Source organism: Providencia sp. PROV261 (assembly GCF_028477945.1).
Classification (GTDB): domain Bacteria; phylum Pseudomonadota; class Gammaproteobacteria; order Enterobacterales; family Enterobacteriaceae; genus Providencia; species Providencia stuartii.
The window spans coordinates 1-3,973 of record NZ_JAMPMC010000060.1; the positions used below are offsets into that span (position 1 = coordinate 1).

Below are 3,973 nucleotides of genomic sequence, written 5' to 3' on the forward strand. Positions count from 1 at the left end.
CTGCGCACCCAGCGAGTGTTGAGTTCTATGCTCCGGGATGAGAGGAGCCATTTTCTCCCAGAGTCCATCACTGATCTGCCACTTGTTGCCCGTCACGCTTCGTCCTCAGAAATTATCATTATGTATTATCTGACAATTCCTTTTGGGATAGGTTATTAGGGTATCTATCTTTTATAGATAGTTAATGCCCTTTAAAAGACCTTCATAATAAGATTGTATAACCTTTAATAAGTTTGTGATAAAAATAAAGTGCCACATAGTTATGTATTATTTTTACACATAAGAGGTTTATAAATGAAAAAGATTGTTATTTCTAGCCTATTAGCAGCAGCTGCGGCTTTCTCATTCAATGCAATGGCGGCTGATTCCACTGCTGTGACACCTGAAAAAATGTCTTGCCAGGAATTTATTAACCTGAACCCACAAAGCTGGGCGCCAGTTGCATTATGGGTTACCAACCAAGAAACGCAATTCAAAGGTGGCGATTATGTTGCTTTAACTGAGCAAAGTGTTGCTGAAGTCCCTCAACTTGTTGAATTCTGTAAGAAAAAGCCTGAAGGTACTTTGCAAGATTACCTTGCTTCAAAAAAATAAATTAGCAGTAATAGATTGAAGCCTTTGATAATAAGATGCTTGTTTTAATAATGAGCATCTTATTTTTTATGATTGGCAGATACACTTTGTTGCAGCCCTTTCAATAATTTCTTTTCCCTATTTAGCGAATAACTTGGATTCTTTCTAGCAATTAGCGGGGGTCTATAATGAATATGATTTAGGTTATTACTGGATAGAAGAAAGTGGTTGTTATGATTTAGCCCAACTGGGGCATTTATCCCATTACTTTGACTATGAACGCTATGGACGTGATGTTTGTCTTGAACAAGGCGGAATTTTTCACAGTGGAGGATATGTTTATCATACGGGGGATAGATAGGACAACAACATGAGAGTCAAACTGCTTTAAGCGAGGCTCCCATGCATACCACAACCAACGCTGACGTTTTTTGTTACCGATAAATGACCACATCTCATCGACCTCACAAATGAGTTGAATTTGTAGGTTATCTAGGGGCAGTGTTGTTACATTCCGTGGCGAGAGTTTTTTAAAGTGCGAACAACTGCATTAATGCCGATATGAAGGGCTCTAGCGGTATCACGAATACCGGCATTATTCATCGTGAGGTCGATAATTTTATCTTTGGTACCGGGCTGGCAGGCACGATATTCATAGTCGAGTTGGAAGCTTCGGCAGCAGTCTTGACAACGATAACGTTGATGACCTGTACTCCCTAGGCCATGTTTTTTCACTGAGGGAGTTTGTTGACAAAATGGGCACCTTACATCGACTTTAGCCATGAATATTCTCCGATAAATTACCCTATATTACAGGTTACTCACCAGATTGAATACATGACCCATTATCATTTATCTATTTTGATATTCACACTACGTAAATTCTCTACGGAGTTCATTTCCGTGCTCATTTAATTCGGGAGCACCTTGTCTTTCTTTTGGATCTGGATAATTATTTATCTTTATTGGGTTTCCTGGCATTTTTATTCCACCGGCTTCGATCAACATATTCCTAGCATGAGTTTGTGGTAATTGCATTGCTTCTGATACATTGAGTAATGGTGCGGCTGGAACACCGGCGTTATCTATTTTTTTTATCCAATATTCAGCGTTATTTTCTTTAAGTTTGCTTTCAATAAGCTCTTTTAATTGCGCTTGGTTTTTAACTCTATCAATATTTGTTAAAAAACGCGGATCCTCTACAAGCAATGGTAACTCAATCGCATAACATAACTTCGAGAATAATGAGTCATTTCCACAACAGATAGTGATATGTTTATCTTTAGTATGGAATACATCAAAAGGTGACATGTAAGGATGACGATTACCTATGCGTTCAGGGGCTTTTCCTGTTGCTACATAAGCCATTAATCCATGCTCTAGAAATGAGATTGTTGAATCAAACATGGCTATATCTACATGTGCACCCTGTCCTGTCTTTTCTCTTGCATATAAAGCACTTGCTATACCGCTGAACATATAGATGCCAGCACATAAATCTGATATTGATGTTCCTACTCGAACTGGTGGGCCATCAGGAAAACCAGTTTCCATCATAATGCCACTCATTGCTTGAATAATTGTGTCATAAGCGGGAAAGTCTTTTAACGGGCCAGTGTGGCCGAAACCGGATGAGGATGCATAAATTAATCGTGGATTTATTGATGCTAGCTCTTCATATGAAAAACCAAGCTTATCCATTGTTCCTGGCCTAAAATTTTCAGCGACTACATCGGCTTTTTTTATCATATTGATAAAAATAGCACGATCCGCATTGTCTTTTAAATTGAGAAGAATACTTTCTTTTCCGCGATTTACAAAACTATAGTATAGGGATTGACCTTTAACATAAGGGCCATATGTTCTTGTATCATCACCATGATCGGGGGCTTCTATTTTTATGACTCTAGCACCGAGGTCACATAGCATTTGTGTTCCAAATGGGCCATTCAGCACATGAGTGAGGTCTATTACAAGTAAACCTTCAAACGGTCCGCTTTTATTATTTTTCATTTAGTCACCAATATATTGAATAACATTAGTTTTTCATTTGAATTCATTATCATTCACTAAAATTAGTCTCTTTTAATTCTTTTTCTGTATGTCCGACTAATACGATAGGACGATTTCTGGTAAAGATAAAGCCATCAACGCCGAATCACGCGGGTCATTGGGAGCATCAAAGAGCAGATTAAACATCAGTGAAATCAAAGAACCGAAATTCCATTGAGGAATTTTGATGGTCCATAGCCTATTGGGTTATAAAATAACCATGATAAATATTCTTTACCATGGTTATCCCCATAATTTAACTTACAAGTCTAGCAATGTATATCCAGAGTGGCGCTGCAATGATAAAACCAATAACACTAACAGCGAGTGAGGCAGTTCCAGTTCGGGTATAAACATTAAAGCGGCTAGCGATAATTGTACCGGAGAAGGCTGGAGGGAGTGCACCAGCTAATACCATCATTTGAAGTTGGGTTGACTCCATATGGAACACTAACCCAGCGATGAGCATAAGGCCTGGCATGAAAATAAGTTTTAACATCGTGTTATAAATAATTTCACCATCAAACTCGAATTTGTTTGCGGCGAGTGTGAGTCCTGCGGCAAAGACGGCAACCCCTGAATTGGCTTTTGCAATGAGCTCAAATGTCGGATCCCACACATCTGGTATCTTTATACCAATTAAAACTAATACTGTGGCTAAAATAGGTGACCAAACAACCGGCTCTTTAAATGCGGAAATGAGTGCATTCATCCCTCCGCCACTTTTTTCCCCATTCGCGCTTGATGGATTAAGTAAAAAGAGCCCAATCGGAATAGTAATCGCATTGACAATGATAGAGATAATGGCAACCACTAGGCCAGTTGATACCGTATCCCCATATATGGGATCTAAAACGGCAAATCCAAGAAAACCGATAGTGGGTGACCCAGCTATTAACGCACAAACAGCAGCCTCGGCACGACTGTGTTTAAAAAATTGTTTACAGCTAAAAAAGGTAAAAAAGAAGCAAATTAATAAAACGACTAATGAAATAATCGTAAGCTTCATGTCAGCAAAAATCATTTCTCTATTCGCTCTAACGAGTGAGACAAATAGCGCAGCAGGTAAAGCATAATTTAAAACCAGTTTATTAAATGCTCTTGCTTGATCTTCAGTAAATACATTTCGTCGACCACTGACAAATCCGAGAGCCAAAATAATAATGATTGGCAATAAATCACTCATGAATATTTTATACATGAAATCGATCATAGCGGGTCACCTAATATTGTGAAATTGAGTTAATGCGTTAATTAAAATAATATAACGCATTAATTTCTCAGATATTTATATTTCGTTACTCATTAGTTTTTAGCAACAAATTTAGGATTCAAGTTTCCAATATGG

At 38.1% G+C, this 3,973-nt stretch carries 3 protein-coding genes and 3 pseudogenes; 2 read left to right on the forward strand and 4 right to left on the reverse strand.

Going from position 1 to position 3,973, the window contains the following annotated elements; genetic code table 11:
- Window positions 1-96, reverse strand: a pseudogene (locus PR675_RS20080) (IS5/IS1182 family transposase); the annotation flags it as partial.
- A 198-nt stretch (window positions 97-294) separates the two neighbouring features.
- Between PR675_RS20080 and PR675_RS20085 the strand changes: the two are divergent.
- A complete protein-coding gene (locus PR675_RS20085) occupies window positions 295-594 on the forward strand; it encodes an HdeA/HdeB family chaperone (RefSeq protein WP_004917257.1) in 300 nt (99 codons plus the stop codon).
- 121 nt (window positions 595-715) lie between these two features.
- Window positions 716-934: pseudogene (locus PR675_RS20090) on the forward strand (antirestriction protein ArdA); the annotation flags it as partial.
- Between the two features lie 9 nt (window positions 935-943).
- On the opposite strand, the pseudogene PR675_RS20095 reads toward PR675_RS20090, so the two are convergent.
- The 3 genes and pseudogenes from PR675_RS20095 to yfdV all read right to left on the reverse strand — a co-directional run.
- Window positions 944-1,356 (reverse strand): annotated as a pseudogene (locus tag PR675_RS20095) (IS1 family transposase); the annotation flags it as partial.
- A 90-nt stretch (window positions 1,357-1,446) separates the two neighbouring features.
- Complete coding sequence (gene yfdE / locus PR675_RS20100) at window positions 1,447-2,586, reverse strand: CoA:oxalate CoA-transferase (RefSeq protein WP_272582942.1); 1,140 nt, start codon at window positions 2,584-2,586, stop codon at window positions 1,447-1,449.
- Window positions 2,587-2,881: 295 nt separating this feature from the next.
- Complete coding sequence (gene yfdV, locus PR675_RS20105; RefSeq protein WP_272582943.1) at window positions 2,882-3,826, reverse strand: transporter YfdV; 945 nt, start codon at window positions 3,824-3,826, stop codon at window positions 2,882-2,884.
- Window positions 3,827-3,973 lie beyond the last annotated feature (147 nt).

Bases quoted from the DNA above. Each gene is read 5' to 3' on its own strand.
- yfdE (WP_272582942.1), bottom strand. From the start codon at position 2,586: ATGAAAAATAATAAAAGCGGACCGTTTGAAGGTTTACTTGTAATAGAC.
- PR675_RS20085 (WP_004917257.1), top strand. From the start codon at position 295: ATGAAAAAGATTGTTATTTCTAGCCTATTAGCAGCAGCTGCGGCTTTC.
- yfdV (WP_272582943.1), bottom strand. From the start codon at position 3,826: ATGTATAAAATATTCATGAGTGATTTATTGCCAATCATTATTATTTTG.